Annotated in this window: 12 protein-coding genes and 1 pseudogene; 7 read left to right on the top strand and 6 right to left on the bottom strand. The window is 43.9% G+C overall.

Going from position 1 to position 20958, the window contains the following annotated elements; genetic code table 11:
- Positions 1–565: 565 nt before the first annotated feature.
- From NSTC731_RS29585 to NSTC731_RS29560, 6 genes are all read left to right on the top strand, one after another.
- Positions 566–4396: a beta strand repeat-containing protein gene (locus tag NSTC731_RS29585; RefSeq protein WP_445628066.1), complete on the top strand. Its 3831-nt coding sequence runs from the start codon at positions 566–568 to the stop codon at positions 4394–4396.
- A gap of 313 nt (positions 4397–4709) precedes the next feature.
- A complete protein-coding gene (locus NSTC731_RS29580) occupies positions 4710–4898 on the top strand; it encodes a hypothetical protein (RefSeq protein WP_445628065.1) in 189 nt (62 codons plus the stop codon).
- Between the two features lie 44 nt (positions 4899–4942).
- Complete coding sequence (locus tag NSTC731_RS29575) at positions 4943–8950, top strand: beta strand repeat-containing protein (protein WP_445628064.1); 4008 nt, start codon at positions 4943–4945, stop codon at positions 8948–8950.
- Positions 8951–9767: 817 nt separating this feature from the next.
- Complete coding sequence (locus tag NSTC731_RS29570; protein WP_445628063.1) at positions 9768–10964, top strand: hypothetical protein; 1197 nt, start codon at positions 9768–9770, stop codon at positions 10962–10964.
- Between the two features lie 67 nt (positions 10965–11031).
- Positions 11032–13539 carry a phosphoenolpyruvate--protein phosphotransferase gene (gene ptsP / locus NSTC731_RS29565; RefSeq protein WP_445632204.1) on the top strand — a complete coding sequence of 836 codons (2508 nt, stop codon included), beginning with the start codon at positions 11032–11034 and terminating at the stop codon, positions 13537–13539.
- Between the two features lie 308 nt (positions 13540–13847).
- Entirely contained in the window at positions 13848–14030 is a 183-nt protein-coding gene (locus NSTC731_RS29560) for a hypothetical protein (RefSeq protein ID WP_445628062.1), read from the top strand.
- A gap of 91 nt (positions 14031–14121) precedes the next feature.
- Here NSTC731_RS29560 and NSTC731_RS29555 read toward each other — a convergent pair whose 3' ends face one another.
- Positions 14122–14511, bottom strand: coding sequence for a hypothetical protein (locus tag NSTC731_RS29555; RefSeq protein ID WP_445628061.1), 390 nt, complete (start codon positions 14509–14511; stop codon positions 14122–14124).
- Between the two features lie 435 nt (positions 14512–14946).
- Between NSTC731_RS29555 and NSTC731_RS29550 the strand changes: the two genes are divergently transcribed.
- A complete protein-coding gene (locus NSTC731_RS29550; protein WP_445628060.1) occupies positions 14947–16176 on the top strand; it encodes a DUF4336 domain-containing protein in 1230 nt (409 codons plus the stop codon).
- Between the two features lie 216 nt (positions 16177–16392).
- Here NSTC731_RS29550 and NSTC731_RS29545 read toward each other — a convergent pair whose 3' ends face one another.
- From NSTC731_RS29545 to NSTC731_RS29525, 5 genes and pseudogenes are all read right to left on the bottom strand, one after another.
- On the bottom strand, positions 16393–17316 hold the full coding sequence (locus tag NSTC731_RS29545; RefSeq protein WP_445628059.1) for a manganese catalase family protein: 924 nt from the start codon (positions 17314–17316) through the stop codon (positions 16393–16395).
- Between the two features lie 577 nt (positions 17317–17893).
- Positions 17894–18781 (bottom strand): carbon-nitrogen hydrolase family protein, encoded by an 888-nt coding sequence (locus tag NSTC731_RS29540; RefSeq protein WP_445628058.1) that lies wholly within the window; start codon positions 18779–18781, stop codon positions 17894–17896.
- Positions 18782–18936: 155 nt separating this feature from the next.
- Positions 18937–20295, bottom strand: coding sequence for a GTPase family protein (locus NSTC731_RS29535; protein ID WP_445628057.1), 1359 nt, complete (start codon positions 20293–20295; stop codon positions 18937–18939).
- A 12-nt stretch (positions 20296–20307) separates the two neighbouring features.
- A complete protein-coding gene (locus tag NSTC731_RS29530) occupies positions 20308–20568 on the bottom strand; it encodes a hypothetical protein (protein ID WP_445628056.1) in 261 nt (86 codons plus the stop codon).
- 68 nt (positions 20569–20636) lie between these two features.
- Positions 20637–20897, bottom strand: a pseudogene (locus NSTC731_RS29525) (addiction module protein).
- Positions 20898–20958 lie beyond the last annotated feature (61 nt).

The raw sequence follows: 20958 nt of genomic DNA, 5'->3' as shown, positions 1-20958 counted from the left end.
CTCAGCAAGTAATGTGAAGAGTATGCAAAGATGAGTATTTAAGTATAAACATCTAAGTATGATATTGACTGTGTAGTTCTTTTGAGGTTCTTGAAATGTTCTCTATTTTCAAGCTAGACACCTACGGATAACAGCCTACAAAGAAGGCATCAAAATCTTTTTCCCGATTAAGAGTCAACTGTTGATTATTTTATATTCTAGTAAGACTTAGGCGCTGGCAAAAAAATAAATATGAAGGATGAATTTTAGGCATTGAAGCTGAATTTTTTGGTACTTAAAAGAGTAATTTTTACTCAAAAAGGATGAAAAAAACCTGAAATGACTAGTTTTCGCAAATTCACACGCTAATTAATTTGTACAGTGCTTAAGACTTAAATAGTTTGAGACTATCAAAAAAGTATACGTAAAAACCTTGGAATCGGGGAAATTTTCGAGAAATTTACTGTTCCTCAAGGTTGACGTATAAAGTGTGTAGATTTCGGTAAATTTTTGCGCCCTTAAACAGCACAATCTGCAAATTGACAACTGAAGTTACTGAAAAAAATGATTTAGAAAGGTAAAAGTTATGGCAGATATCATTGGAACCAACGGTGATGATACCCTACAGGGTACTTATGATGATGCGGATACGATTAAGGGTCTTGCAGGCAACGATACCATATATCCTAACGGTGGCAAAGACACCTTAACTGGTGGAGGCGGCAACGATAAATTCGTCTACTACTACTACAACTACACCAACAACAACAACAACAACAACAATACTACGATAATCACCGATTTTGGTGGTGTAGGTAAAGGGACAAACCCAACAGCAGCAGTCACTACCGAAGTGGATACCCTAGAATTCCAGGGCGATGGTGCCATAGCCCAAAATTTGTTGTTGACCGAAAAAGGCAAGAATCTGGAAATCAGCTTTGCAGGGGATGCTTATATAACGAGGTTTTTTGATGTCCCAGTTATCCTGCAAAACTTTGCTCTGGAAAACCTCGATAACCTCAGCAAATCTACAGGTGCCACTGTAGACTTGGGCAATATCCTATTTGAGGGAGAAACTAGCACTATAGATAGCTTTGATGTCTTCAATGCTAACTCTACTCAAAGCACTATCTTCAACTTGAATACAGTCACTTTTCTTAACGACCTCAACAATAATGTTAGCGGCTTTGATAACTCAAATGATGTCATCAATGGTCAGGGCGGGGATGACCTCATTGACGGCTTAAGTGGCAACGACATACTCAGAGGTGGTGCGGGTAATGACTTCCTCATTGGTGGTGTCGGGAATGATATTCTCATTGGTGGTGTCGGGAATGACTCCCTCACAGGCAATGATACTCTCGTTGGTGGTGCGGGCAATGATATCTTGAATGTCGAATTTTCAACAGGCGATAACACCCTCAACGGTGGGGTTGGTGACGATGTTTTGGATGCTGGGGCAACATCTGGCAATAACTTACTCTCTGGGGGCGATGGCAATGATTATCTCTCTACCTCTAACGTTTATAGTAGCGTCAGCGGATACATCTATTATCCCTCCTCAAGCAATAATACCCTCGATGGTGGCGCTGGTGATGACACCTTGAATGCCGAGTCTCCATCAGGCAATAACTTACTCTCTGGGGGAGATGGCAATGATTCTCTCTCCACTTCCGGTATTTTTACTTATAGAGGAGAGCCTAATTTTAGCTCATCAGGCAATAACACCCTCAATGGTGGTGCTGGTAACGATACCTTGAATGCTGGCAATTCAACAGGCAATAACTTGCTCTCTGGAGGCGATGGCAATGATTCTCTCTCCATTTCTGGCGATCTTATCTCCTATAGCGGTCAAGACTTCTATAACCCTTCTTCAGGCAATAACACCCTCAACGGTGGCGCTGGTGACGATACATTGCGTGTTGAGTATTACACAGGGAATAACTTTTTCTCTGGGGGCGATGGCAATGATTCCTTCTATCTAGACTTCACAATTTTAGATACTCTCTCCTCTGATTTAGTGACTCAAACGATAGACGGAGGTAAGGATGACGATTTGTTGTCAGTCGATTACAGCTATACTTCTGGGGGAATCACAACGACGTTCAATGCGACCACAAATAAGGGGGAAATTACGGTAGGTACTTATCGAGTTAATTATAAGAATATCGAACGATTAAATATCTTAGGTACAGCCTACGACGACAACATTGTTGGCAATGATGGGAACGATACGCTCTACACTGGTTCTGGTGGCAAAGATACGATCGATGGGGGAGCAGGTGACGATGTATTGTTCGTCGATTACAGCAATGCTACAGTGGGAATCACAACGACGTTCAATGCGGCCACAAATAAAGGAGAAATTACGGCGGGGACATATCGGATTGACTACAAGAATATCGAACAATTAAATATTTTAGGTACAGCCTACAGCGACAACATTGTTGGCAATGATGGAAACGATACGCTTTCCACTGGTTCTGGTGGCAAAGATACGATCGATGGAGGCCAGGGTGACGATGTGTTGTCTGTCGATTACAGCAATGACAACAGTGTTTCTGGGGGGATTACAACGACATTCAATGCCTCTACCAACATTGGAGCAATTACGGCAGGCACGAATCGGGTTAGCTACAAAAATATTGAGCGATTAAATATCTCAGGTACATATCACAATGACAACATTGTTGGTAACAGTGGTAATGATACGCTCTTTGGGGGCTATGGTGGAAATGATACGATTATTGGCGGTGTCGGTAATGATATCCTGACAGGTGGGAGTGGTGACGACACCCTAACTGGTGGCACGGGCAATGATAAATTTGTTTACAACTTCAACGACAGCTACTACTCTAACGACACTAACACTGATATTATCACCGATTTCGGTGGTGTAGGTAAAGGCTCAAATCCGTCTGCGGCAGTGATTGCCTCCTCAGACACCTTGCAATTTACAGGTGGTGTATTCGCTACAGGTAGTATCTTCACTGCTCAAAATCTGCAATTAACTCAAAATGGTAGCAACTTAGAAATCACCTTTGAAAATGTCCCTAATAGCAAAGTCATTCTCCAAAACTTCAAATTAGAAAATCTGGATAATCTGCCAGCAACTTCTTCACAACCAGCTATTGGAAATATCCTGTTTGATGGACAAACCAGCATCACCGACAGTTTTGATGTGTTTGATGCCAATTCCATTCAAACTACCCTTTTCAACAGAAACACTGTTACCTTCCTCAATGACCTCGACAATAACATTACGGGTTTTGATAACTCTAATGATGTAATCAATGGTCAAGGGGGTGACGACATCATCGACGGGTTGAGTGGTAATGACCTGCTCAGAGGTGGTGTAGGAAATGATATTCTCATTGGCGGTGTGGGAAATGATACTCTCATTACCACTACAGGCAATGACACTCTTGACGGTGGTACTGGTGACGATACCTTGAATGCTAGCGGTTCAATAGCCGATAACTTGCTCTCTGGAAGTGATGGCAATGATTCTCTTGACATCTCTGGCTTTTTTAAGGTTTCTGGCTCAGTTTTCCCCAGCAACTCCTACGGCTCTCGCTCCTTGGGGAATAACACCCTAGAAGGAGGTGCAGGTGACGATACCTTGAGTGCTGGTGGTTCAAAAGGCGATAATCTGCTCTCTGGTGGTAACGGCAATGATACTCTTTACCTTATTGGCTCTTACAGCTACAGCTACGGCGATTCTAACGACTCACGATCGGAGGGCAATAACACCCTAGACGGAGGTGAGGGTGACGATCGCTTGAGAGCTGGTGGTTTAACAGGTGATAACCTGCTCTCTGGAGGCGATGGCAATGATGAGCTTGATCTTTCTGGTAACTACTACAGCTACAACTCCAGTGATTTCAACGACTCTCGCTCGTCTGGTAATAACACCCTCAACGGAGGTGCAGGAAATGATCGCTTGGATACTGGCAGTTCAACAGGCGATAACCTGCTATCTGGGGATGATGGTAATGATACTCTTACAGCCTATGACGCCTCTGGTAAAAATATCCTCACAGGTGGCAATGGCAATGACTTTCTCATAGGTGGCAATGGTAATGATAGTCTAATTGGAGGAGCTGGTACTGATACCTTTGCTTTCAATAGTTACAACCAAGGTGTTGATACTATTTATGACTTCAATGCTACTAATGAACTGATTCAGGTATCGACTTATGATTTTGGTGGCGGGTTGTCAACGCCTTCACTTCAAACAAGTCAGTTTACTATCGGAACATCTGCAACAACAAGCAATCAACGATTTATCTATGACGATATTACAGGTGCGCTATATTTTGACCTTGATGGCAGTGCAAGTACATTTACTCAGGTAAAATTTGCCCAATTATCTGCTGGACTGTCACTAACTGAAAAGAACTTTGTATTAGTTTAATCGTAATTAATCATTCTCTGCTCATTAAGCGACACAGGTTGCGAGGTGCTTTTGTAAGCACCTTGCAAACGATAGTGCTCAATCCAATTACTTCTAGCAGAGAGTAGATGTTAGGTTTTGTTTCTCAACTTTTGATATGAATGCGGATGGTTTGCAGGTGTTATTAGCTAAATTTAATTATGTCTGCGTTCATAATTTTAATCGCCTGTAATGATTATTGCATTGATAACACATATAAGATATAGCTGTCGCTAGTACAGTTAGGACGTAGACTAGAAAACGTATTGTGTTCCTCAATCAAGACTGACAACCAATGCCAAACCCTTACAGTTACGATTTTGGGCAAAAGGTGATTGAAGCAATTAAATTGAATTTTATTGAAATGCCTACTGTGAATGAATTTTATCGATTTTCAGATGTCACGGTTGAGGTAGAAAGTATGCCGAAAACGTCAAATTTAGGTGAATTTTTGCGCCTGAAAACCCCACAAACAGCAAATTGAGAACTGAAAGTTACTGAAATAATAAATTTAGGTAGGTAAAAGTTATGGCAAATATCAATGGCACTAAGGGGAACGATACCCTACAGGGAAGTTACGACGACACCTTGACTGGTGGAGGTGGCAACGATTTTTACTATAGTGTTTATACCATCACCGATTTTGGTGGCACAGGTAAAGGCGTAAATCCCTTGGCAGAAGTAATTGCTGAAGTGGACACCCTAATATTTTCAAACTCTTTCTCTGCTGAAAATCTACAGCTTACCCAGAATGGCAACAATCTGGAAATCACCTTCATAGCGGACTATAGTCCCAAAGTCATCCTGCAAAACTTTGCTCTGGAAAACCTGGATAACCTTAGCAAATCTACTGGAGCAACTGTAGATTTGGGCAATATACTGTTTAATAATGATGGCGAAACTAGCATTACAGACACTTTAGATGTTTTCAATGCCAACTCCACCCAAAGCACTATCTTCAACAAGAACACAGTCACCTTCCTTAACGACCTGAACAATAATGTTAACGGCTTTGACGACTCAGATGATGTCATAAATGGTCAGCGGGGTAATGACCGCATCGACGGCAAAAGTGGCGACGACCTTTTAAGGGGTGGTACAGGGAACAATACTCTTATTGGTGGTGTGGGCAATGATATCTTGAATGTTGACTTTTCAACAGGCAATAACATTCTCAACGGTGGCGCTGGCGACGATACAGTAAGTGCTGGAGCTTCAAAAGGCAATAATTTACTTTTTGGGGATGATGGCAATGATTATCTTGACACTTCCTACGTTTCTACTAACTTCGGATACAGCTTTATTGGTTCTTCAGGCAATAACACCCTCAACGGTGGTGCTGGTAACGATACTTTGCGTGCTGACTCTCCATCAGGCAATAACTTACTTTTTGGGGATGATGGCAATGATTATCTCTCCACCTCTGGCTTTAATCCTTATAGACCGTACTTTAGTTTTAACTCTTCAGGCAATCACACCCTCAACGGTGGTGCTGGTGACGATACTTTGCGTGCTGAGTTTTCAACAGGCAATAACTTGCTCTCTGGGGACGATGGCAATGATTCTCTTGATATATCTGGCGATTTCGTCCTGTTCGGCACTAGTGCAGGGAATTTTTACCCCTCCTCAGGTAATAACACCCTCAACGGTGGTGCTGGTGACGATACTTTGCGTGCTCGGTATTCAACAGGCAATAACTTATTTTCTGGGGGCAATGGCAATGATTCCTTCTATCTAACCAGCTTATCCTTAGATACTGCCACCTCCTCTTTAGTGACTCAAACTGTAGATGGGGATGAGGGTCAGGATTTTTTATACGTCGATTACAGCTTGGCTACTTTGACTAAATCTACGAATAGAATCTTGACTAGAGGTGACGATTTGTTATCCGTCGATTACACCTTGTCTACAGAAGGGATAATTTCGACTTTCAATCCTACTACCAACATTGGAGAAATTACAGCGGGTACGTATCGGGTTAGCTACAAGGATATCGAAGGATTAAATATCTCAGGTACTATCTACGATGACAACATTGTGGGGAGCAATGGGAATGATACACTCTCTGGAGGGTATGGTGGCCAAGATACAATTGATGGGGAAGCAGGTGACGATGTGTTGTCTGTTGATTACAGCTACGGCAATGCTACAGGGGGGATCGCAACAACATTCAATGCCACTACAAACAAGGGATCAATTACGACGGGCACATATCGGGTTGACTACAAGAATATCGAACAATTAAATATTTTAGGTACAGCTTACGACGACAACATTATTGGCAATAATGGAAACGATACGCTCTCAACAGGCAATAGTGGTAAAGATACGATAGATGGGGGTGAGGGTGATGATGTATTGTCCGTTGATTACACCTTCAATTTCAATATTACAAAGGCTATTGCAACGACATTCAATGCTGCTACTAACACTGGCTCAATTACGGCGGGCACAAATCAGGTTAACTACAAGAATATCGAACGATTAAATATCTCAGGCACAGGTTACGACGACAACATTCTGGGGAACAGTGGAAACGATACGCTCTCCGGGAGCTATGGCAAAGATACGATTATTGGCGATGCAGGTAATGATATTTTGGCAGGTGGAGGTGGGGAAGACACCCTAACTGGTGGCACGGGCAATGACAAATTTGTTTATGACTTGAGCAACAGCTACGATGACGGCACTAATACTGATGTTATTACCGATTTCGGTGGCGTAGGTAAAGGTTCAAATCCCTCAGCAACCGTGGTTGACTCTTTAGACACCTTGCAATTTACAGGTAATATCTTATTCACTGCTCCAAATCTGCAATTAACTCAAAATGGTAAAAACTTAGAAATTACCTTTGAAGGTTTCGGTAATGACAGCAAAGTTATTTTGCAAAACTTCAAGTTAGAAAACCTGGATAATCTACCAGCAACTTCTTCACGACCAGCTATTGGCAATATCCTGTTTAATGGACAAACCAGTATCAGCGACAGTTTTGATGTGTTTGATGCTGATTCTACTCAAACTACCCTGTTCAAAAGGAACACTGTTACCTTCCTCAATGACCTCGATAACAACATTACGGGTTTTGACAACTCTAATGATGTCATCAATGGTCAGGGGGGTGACGACATCATCGACGGCTTGAGCGGTAATGACCTGCTTAGAGGTGGTGCGGGAAATAACACGCTCAAGGGAGGTACTGGTGACGATACCTTGAGTGCTAGCGGTTCAACAGGCGATAACCTGTTCTTTGGGGACGATGGCAATGATTCTCTTGATATCTCTGGCAGGATATTCAGCGACCAATCTAACATATTCGGCAATTTTGACTCTCGCTCATTAGGCAATAATACTCTCAATGGAGGTGCAGGTAACGATACCTTGAATGCTAGCGGTTCAAAAGGTGATAACCTACTCTCTGGGGGCGATGGTAATGATTCCCTTGATATTTCTGGCAGCTACAGTTTCTCCTTCCCTGGCTACTCCTACGACTCTCGCTCCTTGGGGAATAACACCCTAGAAGGAGGTACGGGTGACGATCGCTTGAGTGCTGGTGCTTCAAAAGGCGATAACCTTCTGTCTGGGGGTGATGGCAATGATTCTCTTGACGTGTTTGGCTTGTACAAGTATAGTTACAGCGAGTTCAACGACTCTCGCTCGTTTGGGAATAACACCCTAGAAGGAGGTGCGGGTGACGATCGCTTGAGTGCTGGTGGTTCAAAAGGCGATAACCTGCTTTCTGGGGGTGATGGCAATGATGAGCTTGATATCTCTGGTGGCTATGACGGTTACAACTCCAACGACTACTCCGACTCTCGCCCGTCTGGTAATAATACCCTAGAAGGAGGGGCTGGTGACGACAAATTGAGCTTTAGCAATTCAACAGGTGATAACCTTCTGTCTGGGGGCGATGGCAATGATTCCTTCAATCTAATCATTAACTCCCTAGATCCTGACCTGTCTGATTTAGTGACTCAAACAGTAGATGGGGGTAATGGTGATGATTCGTTGTTCACCCTTTACAACTATACTGCTGGGGGAATCACTTCGACATTCAATGCTACTACTAACACTGGCTCAATTACGGTAGGCTTGTATCGAGTTAACTACAACAATATCGAACAATTAAATATCTCAGGTACGACCTATGATGACAATATTGTTGGCAGCAATGGCAATGATACCCTTATTGGTGGAGATGGTAATGACAGCCTAATTGGAGGGAATGGGACTGATACCTTTGGTTTCTATAATTACAATAGGGGTGTTGACACTATTTATGACTTCAACGCTACTAATGAATTAATTCAGGTAGATGCTAATGGTTTTGGTGGCGGGTTATCAAGAGGTTCACTTGGGACAAGTCAATTTACCATCGGAACATCTGCAACGACAAGCAATCAACGATTCATTTATGATAATTCTACAGGTGGACTGTACTTTGACCGAGATGGCAGTGCGGCTGAGTTTACTCAAGTAAAATTTGCCCAATTATCTGCTGGACTGTCACTAACTGAAAAGAATTTTGTGCTTGTTTAATCGTAATTACATTTTCTAATCGTTAAGCGATAAGGGTTGCGAGGTGCTTTTGTAAGTACCTCGCATTCGATTACTCTATGTAATTACTTCTAGCAGAGAGTAGATGTTGGGTTTTGTTTCTCAACTTTTGATATGAGTGCGGATGGTTTGCAAGTGTTATTGCCTAAATTTAATTATGTCTGCGTTTGTAATTTTAATAGCCTATAGTGCAATACTACTCGGTTAAGGCTAAAAAATAAAAAATCTGTAGGTTGGGGAGCCACTGCGCCCTTGCGGTTCCCCGACTTGAAGCACGTGGCGTTTGAGGAACGAAACCCAACATTTTGAGGGGTTTGTTGGGTTTCGCTTGGCTCAACCCAACCTACGAATATTCATTAACCGAGCAGTATTGACCTATAGTGGGCGTTGCTGAATTAAGGGATGATTCTTGTGGGGTGGGCATCCTGCCATTGGTGTCAACTTAACGTGAAAGCCAGCCTAGAAAAGGCTTTTAGATATTGTCTCGTTCCCAGTCTGAGACTGGGAATGCGTGTCCTTGAGGCAGAGCCGCAATTGAAGAGCATTTACAGCCAGAGGCTGGAAACGAGATTTGAAAAGAGTTTTAGCTTAAGTTGACACCAATGGCATCCTGCCCGCCCGAAAATACAAGGGACAGGCTTTTGTCCCACCTCACAAAAATAGTAAAATCATCCCCCAAATATGCAACGCCCTATAGTGAATACCGTCATGGGTAGGCGAGCATTTACCGCAGGTATCGCAACTCATTAGGCTTAAAGTAGTAACAACAACTTTTTTGCGGAATTGCGATCGCAAGACGATGAATGTTCTAATCAATTTACTGCTTTTTTTGCTGCCGATTCTGAGTAGCTTTTGGATTGCCCAAACTTTCAACCCTCTATCTTCTTATCAGCCTCTCCAAGCTGTAGACGGGGCAGCTTTATATAAAAAACAATTAACCAATGGAAACGAAGCTTATTTACAAGTTATCGAACTTCGCAAAATGCACATAGACCAAATTATCGGAGAGGTAGATAATATGGGTCTAAATGAAGGTAAGTATTATCAAGGAGAAGGTGGGCATTACAGCCCTTTTTTCCAAAATAAGTTGTTTTCTGAAGTGACAGACGAATATCAAAAACTTTATACAAACAACGTTTTTTCGATGATTAATTGTTCTTTCTTTGAACAATACCAATCTAGTACTCAATTATCCTTTCCGATTAAACTTAATGGTGTAGTCATCACTGGCGGCAGTAGCCCTTATGGGCCAATCAAAAAACCAAAAGATAAATATTATCGTAATATTCGCCTCAAAACCTTAGTCTGGGATGATAAGCAGGCATACATTACCGATTACAACCAAGCTAGCGGTGCGCCTCTTAATCAAAAAGCAGTGAAGAATGCGATTGTCACTTACCGATATAGCGATCATCCGGCGAAAGTCTTAGCCCAAAATCAAGCGAATAAGTATCAAGTCATCGGTACTCTGAACAAAGATGGTGTTAAAGGTGACGAGTTGTTGTTGATGATGACGGTGAATCAAGCAACTCTGGATAAGGCAGCCGATTTATTACGTAAATTAGGAGTCAAAAGCGATATCATTACTGTTGATGGTGGCAGATCGACTTATTTATTCAATTCCCAGAAGGGAAATATTATTGTTCCCCAACTGTCTAATCTGCAAGAAAATCCTACTTTCCGAGATTTACCTCATTATCTAGGATTCCGTAAGAAAAGCAAAAATCAGATTGCGCCAAAAATCTCGATCGCTCAACCAGCTGGTAAAGTACTTCCAAAGAAAGATCAGCCTTTTTTAATATTGTGGCGGGATAATTTTGACGGCGATGTCTCGATTAAGTTGTACGATGGGAACAAACTTATCCAAAACATTTCTTCCCGTACTGCTAGCGATGGAGTTTATGAGTGGAAACCACGTATTTCCGTAAAAGAAGGCTATTTTATTCGTATTTCTAGCTGGAAAGACCGGAATATTTTCGGGCAGTTGCAATTGTAGCAGAATGGGAAAATGAAATGGATAACTAGCTAAACGCAAACCTCTCAACAAGGTTGACGGTGTGGCATTGATCGGAATTGTTATCGTTTCTCACAGTAAACAACTAGCTTTGGGTGTGCGGGAACTCGCCGCGCAGATGGTTCAAGGCCAAGTTTCCATTGCTGTTGCAGCAGGTATTGAAGATCCTGAAAATCCATTGGGTACAGATCCGATTCAGGTTTATGAGGCGATCGCTTCAGTTTTTTCTGATGATGGTGTCTTGGTATTAATGGATTTGGGTAGTGCTTTGCTGAGTGCCGAAATGGCAATCGAGTTTCTGCCAGAAGCACAACAGGAAAAAGTGTATTTGTGTGAAGCACCTCTAGTCGAAGGTGCGATCGCTGCTGTAGTGGCGGCGGCGGCTGGTAGAGATATTCATCAAGTTATGGCGGAAGCACGCGGCGCACTCCTCGCCAAAGCAACTCAATTGGGTGTAAGTAGTCCGTTATCAGTTGTCAGCCCAACAACAACCAATACAGAATCCCCAACGCGAGAAATCCGGCTGATTGTCAGCAATCGCTTAGGATTACACGCCCGCCCCGCCGCCCAATTTGTAGCCACCGCAGCCCGGTTTCAATCTCAAATTCTGGTACGGAATTTAACCAGAAATACTGAGTTAGTTAGGGGTGACAGTATTAACCAAGTTACAACTTTAGGGGTGCGTCAAGGACACGAACTGCTGATTACTGCCACCGGTTCTGATGCAGATGAGGCACTGGCAGCATTACAGGCATTATTTGCAAATAACTTTGGTGAAGATAATGTTGTTTTAAGTTCTCCACTACCATTTCACCATGAAGCTACTCCAGCAACTCACGGCGAACTTTCGGGGATTGCAGCTTCTCCAGGAGTAGCGATCGCACCTGTTGTTCATTATCAACCCACTCACATCAAAATCACAGAATATCACGTAGACGATCCCGATCCAGAGTGGCAAAGATTACAGGGAGCAATTAATACTGCCCGACAAGAAATTCAAGCAGTTTTCTCACAAGCATCTCTGCAAATTGGCGACGCTGAAGCTGCCATTTTGGATGCCCAATTACTATTTTTAGAAGATCCAGTACTGTTGGAAGCGGCTCATCAGCGTATTTTAGATAACCATATCAATGCTGAAGCAGCTTGGCAAGCCGTAGTCGATGAAGTAGCAACTTCCTACCGCGGACTTGAGGATTCTTATCTGCAAGAGCGAGTTGACGATGTTGTAGATGTTGGGCAAAGAGTGCTGCGATTACTGGCTGGGAATGCCCCTGCGAACCTGCATCTTGAGTCACCTGCAATTTTGGTGGCGACTGATTTAACCCCCTCGGATACGGCGGGACTAGATCCGACAAAGGTGTTGGGTATTTGTACAACTTCAGGTAGTGCCACCTCCCACAGTGCAATTATCGCCCGGACGTTGGGTATTCCGGCAGTTTTGGGAGTGGATGCCCAGGTGTTGCACTTGGCAGATGGTACACTGATGGCACTTGATGGTGAAAGTGGCAGAGCTTGGGTAGAACCAGAATCAGATATCCTGGATTTACTGGCAGCAAAACAATCAGCTTGGCAAACTGCCCAACAAGAAGCACGAGCTACGGCACATCAGCCAGCGATTACTCGTGATGGTCGGCAAGTTAGCGTCTTCGCCAATATTGGTAGTATAAATGATGTGCAAGTTGCTGTGGCTAGCGGTGCAGAAGGTGTGGGACTACTCCGCACTGAGTTTCTGTATTTAGATAGGACAAGCGCCCCGACTGAAGAAGAACAATTAGCAGTGTATCAGGCGATCGCTCAAGTTTTAGATAATCGTCCCCTAATTATTCGTACCTTAGATATCGGTGGTGATAAGCCGCTTCCCTATATCAAAGTAGGGTTGCCAGAAGCTAACCCTTTTTTGGGTTGGCGGGGAATTCGTTTCTGTTTAGATCGTCCAGAACTCTTCAAAACTCAGTTACGGGCAATTTTGAGAGCTAGTGTCGGACACCAAATTAAAATCATGTTGCCGATGATCGCGACTGTAACTGAGGTACGTGCAGCGAAGGTAATTTTGGGCGAAGTGCAGGCTGAACTAAATCAAGCTGGTATCGCATTTGATGCAGCAATGAAAGTAGGAATTATGGTAGAGGTTCCCTCAGCAGTAGCGATCGCCGATCGGTTAGCTGCTGAAGTAGACTTCTTTAGTATAGGCACTAACGATCTGAGTCAGTACATCATGGCTAGCGATCGCACTAACCCACGCGTGGTAAATTTGGTTGATGCACTACATCCAGCAATATTACGAATGGTGCAGCAAACTGTCCAAGCTGCCCATACGGCGGGGATTTCGGTTGGATTATGTGGAGAATTGGCAGCAGATACTTTAGCAACACCAATTTTATTAGGTCTAGGGCTGGATGAGTTAAGCGTCAATCCTCAAAGTATACCTGGAGTTAAGCAAGCGATTGCTCGCTTAAGTATAGTTGAAAGTGAAGCGATCGTGGCATCAGCATTACAACAAGATTCCGCAGAGCATGTTAGAGAACTAATCTCAACTTCAATTACCCCACCTGCATAATCAGTTTTATGCTCTACGGTGTACACACAAGCCCTAAAAACCTAGCTTGATAAGACTTTCCTCGTTCCCAGTCGGAGACTGGGAATGCATTCATTGAGTCTCTGACTCAATGCCAGATTGGAGGCAGAGCCTCAACGAGGGGCATTCCCATGCAGAGCATGGGAACGAGATAACGAGATAAACGAGAGAAGAATGGAAAATCAAACTTTTTTTGACTTGTGTGTACACCGTAGGACTGCGGGGAGGGGAGACAAAGCATAGCTTTGGCGGGGTGGGGTTCTTCAGGTTTAATAAATAATCTAGCGGACATGATATCAGTCAATGCAATGGCATTGTTAGTCGATGCAATGGCATTGTTAGTCGATACAATGCCATTGTTAGTCGATACAATGCCATTGTTAGTCGATGCAATGCCATTGTTAGTCGATACAATGCCATTGTTAGTCGATGCAATGCCATTGCAGGTCAAGAAACTTGTGTGTACACCGTAGCCCGAAGAGCCGGGAGGGGAGACAAAGCATAGCTTTGGTGGGGGTGGGGTTCTTCAGGTTTAATAAATAATTAAGCGGACATGAATATTAATTAAAATCTTATTCCCAGTTGCCCGTTAAAGCCACGAACAGAATTGTAACCAGCGCCAACAAAAACGTTATTAGTAGCACCTACCTGAACGCCACCTGAAACGGCAACACCTTTATCCTCTGAATAAAGTCCAACTCCTACATAAGGTGAAATTACAGGCAAATTGATAAATTTTAAAACATCTACTCCCGTAGCACCATCAGCGCCAGTTCCCACTTCAACCCCGAAATTCAAAGCTCTAGCTCCAACAGCATAAGTTATGTCACCATCTTTTCCACCGACTGAAACCCAAGGTTGCGGTATCAGTTGAGCCGATGCTTGACTTGGGGCAAACAAAGTTAACAAACCTATAGATGTAATTAATGTTTTAGCAATAATCGCTATTTTCACGATGTTCTCCAATTAATTGTTTTTAGGACTAATACCAATTCTTTATGAAGACGCATAAAAAGAATCCCAGTGCCGTGGCATCTTCCCTTGGTAAGGACAAGGCTGTTTAATTCAATCTCTTAGGGATTTTGTCAACTAGCATAAGCGATAAATTTGAGGAAGTTAGTAGTACACCTCTACAACGTCTATTATTAGTTTCGTTAAAAGCTAGGTTATACCATTTGCAAAAAAAACCTACAGATGCAAAGTTGAAAATCCAGATGAAATCTCACCCCTCTTAATCACGAATTACTACTTACGTAGCTTGCTTCTTGCCTTTGGAAAGTAGTACCAATTACAAATTGGTATTATTATCTCAACAATTTGCTAAACTCCAACTTCGTGGAGAGCAAATAAAAACAATTTGAGTATTGGGAATTTGGAGGGGGTTGCAGAGTGGCTGATGAACGCATAGTCAATACACAACAGATTTATCCAAAGGATTTTTCCTGGGGATTATGGCCTGTTGTGCCACTCTACCCCTACGGTAGGCGGCAGACAATTCGTCAAGAAGTGCTTAAGGACACAATCTGGAATTTTGACCAGATTCAAGGTATTTTCTACGTTGTTGTGCCGATTCGCATGACTGTTGTAAAGTTGGAAACTGGGGGTCTTCTCGTTTATGCGCCTGTTGCACCAACCCCAGAGTGCATCAGACTTGTGAATGAGTTGGTGGTGAAATATGGCGACATTAAGTACATCATTCTGCCAACTATCTCTGGTATAGAACACAAAGTCTTCGTTGGCCCCTTTGCGAGATACTTTCCGACTGCACAGGTGTTTGTCGCTCCCCATCAGTGGAGTTTTCCGCTAAATCTCCCCCTTAGTTGGCTTGGCTTACCTCCAAAACGAACTCAAGTACTTCCAGAAGATAGCAGCAAAACCCCCTTTGCTGATGAGTTTGATTATGCAATGCTGGGCCCCATTGGTCTTGGGCCTGGTAGGTTTGCGGAAGTTGCTTTTTTCCACAAGCGATCGCATACTCTTTTAGTCACAGATTCTGTGCTTTCGATCCCAGAAGATCCACCTGCGATCGTTCTTTTAGATTCATATCCTTTATTATTTCATGCCAAGGATCGTGCTTCCGATCTTGTTGCGGATAGTCAGGTAAATCGCCGTAAGGGTTGGCAGCGTATTTGTCTATTTGCTTTGTACTTTCAACCAAGGGCATTAGATATACGCCAATGGAGTCAGGTGTTACGAGATTCCTTGAAAGCCCCAGAACGCTCAAAGAAAGCTTATTTTGGATTGTATCCCTTTAAATGGCAGTCAGATTGGCAGCGATCGTTTGATGCCCTGCGAGGTGGTGGGCGTTTGTTTGTCGCACCAATTTTACAGACGCTAATTCTCAACCGCGCCCCGAAGGAAACCATTGAGTGGGCTGATAAAGTTGCGAGTTGGGACTTCCAGTGGATTATTCCTTGCCATTTTGATTCACCGATTAAAGCCGAACCATATCAGTTTCGCCAAGCTTTCTCTTTTTTGGAAAAACAACCTGCTGTCAGTAGGGGTTTGTTCAGCAGTAGCAGCTATCGTTTACCAGAGGAAGATTTTAAAACACTTAGAGAAATCGATGCAGGTTTAAATAAGTTTGGGATTGTGCCAGCAGCCAAGGAGAAAGTGTAGGAGAGACGATATAGCGCAATACAGTTCAGATAAACCCAAAACCCTGATGATGTAGAGACGCGATTTATCGCGTCTCGAAAGACCAATTATCCTTAACTGAATCATACTGCAATATAACGCCCTCCTTGGGATGCAGGTAACACAGCTAACTGTGCTACCAAAGCTATGTATCTGTATCAGATGTTTCGTGGAATGGTATAAGTGCTGGAAATATGATTAACCATCGATATTTGTTATCCGGTCAATCAAAGAGGGTGCGCTTGAAACGTCGCCTTGTGCCAGTGGCATTTTCGAGGTACCATGCAGTCGTGGGTCGGGCACAGGAGGCTGCGGTTCTGGGCCTAGTGGTTGGGGATTTTCCACATACTCGAATTCGCCTTTGCCATCCATTGAGGGGCCTTTTGCCCAACGGCCTTCGGCGCTTTCGGTTCCTTCTGAGTGATTCCAGAACTGATAGGCAAACTCGCGTTTCTCCAATTCTAACGGGAAGGAACTGGGAACTGGAGTGGTTTCCAATCCAGAGCTTTCTAAATCTTCAATGGTTGCTAGCCACAAGTTTTGGTGCATCGTATCACGGGCGATCATAAAGCTCAAGGTATCTTTCACTCCTGGATCGTCCGTCATTTCATACAGTCGCACTGCCTGCAAACGTCCCTGACTTTCAGCGTGGAGATTAGACCGGAAATCTGCCAACAGGTTGCCACTGGAGACAATAAAGCGACCGTTCCAAGGATAGCCGACGCTATCAGATGGCGTTGCACCCAAACCAGAGACAATGGCGTGTTGGGGGTTCATCGCCGCCGCCATAATTACATCCCGTGGATTACTACCGCCCATTACAGCACCCACAACTGCATCTTTGACACTTTCTTCTTGCATTTTGAGCGGCGCTTTATCTAGAAGATGGGCAATCATCGTTGCTAGCATCTCAATGTGACCGATTTCCTCAGTCCCAACATCTAGCAGCATATCCCGGTATTTGGCAGGGCCTCGACAGTTCCAACCCTGAAACAAATACTGCATCATCACGGTCATTTCGCCAAAAGTGCCGCCGATGAGTTCTTGAATTTTCATTGCGTAGACTGCATCTGGTTTTTCGGGCGGCTTAAAATACTGGAGTTTCTTATTGTGATAAAACATTTGAATTCCTCTGTTAATTGCAGATGCGACACAAAATCAAACAGTTGCCAAACTTTTATCCGATATTTGTGTAGCCTCTTCTTATCTAGGAAACTAATCAAATGTTTTATCTTCATCAGCCTCTAGTCAGATAAAAAAAATACTTTTAAATAAGTATTTTGACTAGGCTTTCTTATTTATAGTTCTGTCTAAGAATGGATTTCAGAAAGCTTTACTTACTCTCAAGAAAGGTATAGCCAAATTGTAGAGGTTGTCCAGAGTAAAGCCGAGACTTCCGTTGCCTGGGGTCAATAGTCCAAAAACATGAACTTTTGACCAAATAATATCATATCCGCATAATTAATTTATGCGGACATGATATAGCGCTTCGGCTTACCCAATTATGCAAATTCATATCTAGCAAGCTTTTTGCTTTTTTCTAAACGTCGAACTCACGTTAACTCGATCTGATCTGTAGTTAATCTGAGCTAGGCTACAGTTCCAATTGCAGATAACTTGACCTAAAAACTGTCTTGTTAGCCAGAGCAATGCATTTATGTTTGCTAGCTCCTACAGGTAACGGCTGTTCGTAGCCTGCTCAAAAGGTTCTGCGGTCGTCGCTCCGAGCGTCGTTGCGGACGAGGTGCGGCTGGTAAATCCCAGTCCGAACCTTGCGCCTCCATAGTCGTGCGAGGTTTGGCTCGCTCTCATCCAAGTCAACGATCGCCACCATCGGTTCACCTTGCTGTAGGCATTGCCCAAGCCATTCCCCACGAGGTGAAATCAAACCCGACGGTGCGCCTTCATTTTGCGCGGGCGCGGCATAGCTGACCCAGTAGCTGTTCGTCGCCGCGAGTGCCTGCGCCTGGATAGCAAACATCCCCCTGTTATTCGGCGTGCCCGGGCCTGCGGTCGAGAACAGAACGCAATCGACATTGAGCCGCTCGTACTCGCTAAATACTTCTGCGAACTGACATTCCATGCCAACCGAACACCCGAACCGCAGACCGTCAATCTGGAATGTGACCGGGATCGAGCCTGGTGTGTACATAAAGGCCAGCTTGGTTTTCGACAGCATCCGCTCGTCGTATCGCGTCACTACCTCGCCTCGATCCGAGATGACGTACAAGCTGTTATGCGGACGGTGCGGTGGTGTCAAGCGATGCAGTGAGCCGAGAATGACCCAGAGCCGCAGCTCTTGCGCCAAAGCAGCCGTCTGATTCAACTCCTGTTGGAGAACGTCCCATTGAACCCGATCCCAGTCTGCTGGCCCAACCTTTTCGGGCCCATCGATGGACATGATGCGCTTATGCGGAGAGCAGGTGGCTCCCTCTGGGAAATGCACGAGCCTCGCGTCCGCTTCATGCGCCTTGCACATCAGGTGTCGTATCTCGCGTCCGCTCTCGCGCAGTTGAACGCTATTGCTAGGATTTTCGCGGAGTGTGGTTTGCGCTACCGCCATCCGTAGACGTTTCGGTTCCAGCATGGCTGTCGAACTCACGTTAATTTATATTCTGGAAAAAGACTTGATTTATTTTGTTTATCATTTTAATGAATATTACAATTATCTAACTCATATCGCTATCTATATAATTGTCCAATTCAGATGTTGTAATCATCCGAACCGGATTGCAACTACTCTTAACGTTTAATCCCCTTAAACCGTTCTTGCGCCGCTTGAAATGCTTCTTGCATCACTAACTGAATTTTCTGGGGATCGGGTTTCTTACCTCCCATTAGATCGCCAAAGTAAACGCAGGCTGCTTCGCCTAGTGCCCAAGTATAGGCGGCTGCCCAAGAAGCGGCGATCGCACTCCCAAAACCTGGTATAAATTTAATTAATTCTCTGGCAATTGCCTGTGCTAAAAAACCACCTGCGATCGCACTCACAACGCCTCCCGCCTGAGATGGAGTAACTGTTTGCCCATATAATTTACCCAACAGTCCCACCATTGATACTTGCAAGGCAGTCAGTACGGGCATTGTGGCAAATGGTAGAGGTACGGCAGCCAGAGTTGCAGACACGATCGCAAATGGCAAAATATAACGGCGGGCAGTATCTCGGTAAAGATTGCCAATTTGCTTGCCAACTTCTTCTCGATCTAATAGCTGATAAATCGCTTGGGCTTCTGCTTTTGGGAGTAGTTCTGCTAAAGAATCTCGCAGTGCTTCTAAGCCATAAAATACTTGAGTGTAGCCATCTTCTTCTAAGGTAAAGTCAATCAGTACAGAGCGAATCTCCTTCGGAGAGGCTTCGCCAACGCTTATTCCTGCAAAGGCTTGTTGCATTGCGGCAAATGCGCGGTTGACTTCCTGATAATCTGGCGGATAGGTGGGATGATCGACGGTATCGCCAGGATAAACTTCGTGCAAGCAGGTAACTACCAGCAGACAGGGAATGTCTGGATACTTCTGGCGCAGTTGTTGAGCAATTTGTCGTAGGGTATCAGTTGCAAAATCATTAATTTTGACAGTCAAAAGTAGGATTCTGGCGGAACGAGTTTCCTGTTGTAAATCGCCAACTAACTCTTGAATAATTGCTTGAGTATCTTGTTTGACATCACCCAGCCCCACCGTATCAGTAAAAATAAGTAACGGCACCTCATTTGAAGGATAGGCATAGCGTTGGGTGTGTTGTGTGTGTGGGCGAAATCCTTGACCGACAATTTCAGCAGAAACTCCTGTCAATCCTCTGACAATAGAACTTTTTCCGGCTTGAGGTTTACCAATTAAAAGGGCTTCTGTAGTTGGCAGTTCGGCTCGGATTTTCTCTAAAATCTCTGCAACCTGAGTATCGCTCACATTAAACCATTCGACAACTGTCTGTGCCACTTGTTCTCCGGGCAAAAGTTGCGTTAGACGTGTTGTTGCTTTGTTCCAGACACCAGCAATCCGATTTTTCCAGGAATTATCAACCGATTTGGTAGTCGCTTCATCGGTCGGTTCGCTCAATTGCTGAGAATCAGTTGATGGTAAATCAGCATCACGTTGCTCAGTCATTTTCATCCAAATCTAGAAGACCCTTTTTGTCATCTTATAGCGATTCTCAAAGGGATAACTAGTATCTTTAGTAGTGTTCTTAGGCGATCGCGTTTCGATTGACAATGCGATTGCATCGGCTAACAATGCGATTGCATCGGCTAACAATGCGATTGCATCGGCTAACAATGCGATTGCATCGACTAACAATGCGATTGCATCGACTAACAATGCGATTGCATCGACGAACAATGCGATTGCATCGACGAACAATGCGATTGCATCGACGAACAATGCGATTGCATCGACTAACAATGCGATTGCATCGACTAACAATGCGATTGCATCGACTAACAATGCGATTAATCTTTCAAGACGCGATAAATCGCGTCTCTACAATCTGGGTTTTGTCTTACTCTAGCTAACGCTTCCTCTCCAGGAATGGGTGAAATTGCACCGCTACGAACTTCATCTCTACGCTTTTTGGCTTCGTCTGTCCACAGTGTTTAAAGTGTTTCGTCTACATCAAATTCAAGACTTTAAACCAGCTTTTCTGCCAACAATGCTCTCGCTGCACTGGGCAAAGTTAAGGCTTCTTTCATAATCTGCTCAACAGATGCCATAATTTCTAAAAGCATAAGGTCTATTCAGAGTCTAGCAGGAAAGCAGTAGACATCGTACAAC

Source organism: Nostoc sp. DSM 114167, from assembly GCF_052692655.1.
The sequence above is the reverse complement of the archived record's forward strand: the minus strand, read 5'-3'. Positions and strand labels throughout refer to the sequence as shown.